This is a genomic window from Oleiphilus sp. HI0079, from assembly GCF_001635105.1.
Window position 1 is genome coordinate 1 of sequence record NZ_LWFT01000954.1, and the last position, 1,374, is coordinate 1,374.

The 1,374-nt window shown below is 47.2% G+C and carries 3 protein-coding genes; all 3 read right to left on the reverse strand.

Annotation, left to right across the window (positions count from 1 at the left end):
* On the reverse strand, positions 1 to 289 hold a 289-nt coding region (locus tag A3750_RS17460; RefSeq protein WP_304440208.1), incomplete at its 3' end, for a biotin carboxylase N-terminal domain-containing protein.
* A 17-nt stretch (positions 290 to 306) separates the two neighbouring features.
* Positions 307 to 747: an acetyl-CoA carboxylase biotin carboxyl carrier protein gene (gene accB, locus A3750_RS17465; RefSeq protein ID WP_068458413.1), complete on the reverse strand. Its 441-nt coding sequence runs from the start codon at positions 745 to 747 to the stop codon at positions 307 to 309.
* Positions 748 to 767: 20 nt separating this feature from the next.
* On the reverse strand, positions 768 to 1,208 hold the full coding sequence (gene aroQ / locus A3750_RS17470) for a type II 3-dehydroquinate dehydratase (RefSeq protein ID WP_068548522.1): 441 nt from the start codon (positions 1,206 to 1,208) through the stop codon (positions 768 to 770).
* Between the last annotated feature and the right edge of the window lie 166 nt (positions 1,209 to 1,374).

A 1,374-nucleotide genomic window follows, 5' to 3' on the forward strand; every position in this document is an offset into this window, starting at 1 on the left:
GCTCCACTCGTTCAGCGAAATCTGCGTTCTCAGCTAAAAAACCATACCCCGGGTGAATAGCATCAGCATTGGTCACTTCTGCTGCGCTGATAATCGCTGGGATATTCAGGTAGCTCTCTGTGGGCTGATTGCCGCCAATGCAAACTGATTCGTCGGCGAGACGAACATGCATGAGATCCCGATCAATTTTGGAGTGCACGGCGACGCTGGGGATTCCCATTTCTTTACACGCACGAAGAATTCGCAGCGCGATTTCTCCGCGGTTCGCAATAAGTACTTTTCTAAGCATGATTGAGGGCTGGCCTATTACGAAATGCTAAATAGCGGTTGATCGAACTCGACAGGTGCTCCGTTTTCGATCAGGATCTCTGAAATCGTGCCACTCCGATCTGCTTCGATTTGGTTCATCATTTTCATGGCTTCAACGATACAGAGCACATCACCCACATTTACTTCCTGACCCACTTGAACAAACGGTTGCGCTTCTGGTGAGGGGGAGCGATAGAACGTGCCGACCATTGGAGAGTTGATCGTAGGAAGTGCTTGTTCTGTTGTTTGATCCGGTTCCGTCGTGGTTGGAGGTGCCGCCTGTATGACAGGATTTGGAGTCGGTGCAGCGGCGTGTGCGGTTGCTTGACTTGAGCGGCGAGAAATCTTAATCGATTCTTCTCCCTCGGTGATTTCGAGAAGCTCTACATCTGAGTCTTCAATTAGTTCAATTAGTTTTTTTATCTTGCGGATATCCATAGTTTTCTCTCTCAGGCCACTTACGATTGCGCAGTTCGGAGGGCGGATAGGACTGCTGCGTCATATCCGTGAGTTCCGAGGCCGCAGATGACGGCAACCGCTTTGTCAGAAAAATAAGATTTATGTCGAAACTCTTCGCGAGCATGTACATTTGAAATGTGCACTTCATAGAAAGGAAGATCTGTTGCCAAAAGCGCATCTCTCAATGCAATGCTGGTGTGCGTAAATGCTCCAGGGTTAATAATAATGGCGCATACGTCACTCTCTCTTGCTCCATGTGCATGTTCAATGAGTTCGTGCTCAGCGTTACTTTGAAAATGCTTGATTGATAACGTCGTGCCTTCTGTATGCGTCTCGAGGCGGGTTACGATGTCTTGAAGGGTCTCTGAACCATAAATGTGCGGCTCACGTTTGCCTAGTAAGTTAAGGTTCGGACCGTTTAAAACGAGTATGGAGGGCATTAGGCACTCTTTGCTGACGAATTTTCATTTGACGCCAAGTTTAGTGCTGGTTTCCTTGATACGCAATCGTTAATGCAAGATAGCTGCAGTTTTGCTTATTTTAGGGGCTAAATCCCTCCATTTAGATGGAAGTTGTCTTGTTGTGTTTCAGCAATTTGTTTATTTC

Excerpts from the sequence above, each read along its gene's own strand:
- accB (WP_068458413.1), bottom strand. The coding sequence starts at position 747 with ATGGATATCCGCAAGATAAAAAAACTAATTGAACTAATTGAAGACTCA.
- aroQ (WP_068548522.1), bottom strand. The coding sequence starts at position 1,208 with ATGCCCTCCATACTCGTTTTAAACGGTCCGAACCTTAACTTACTAGGC.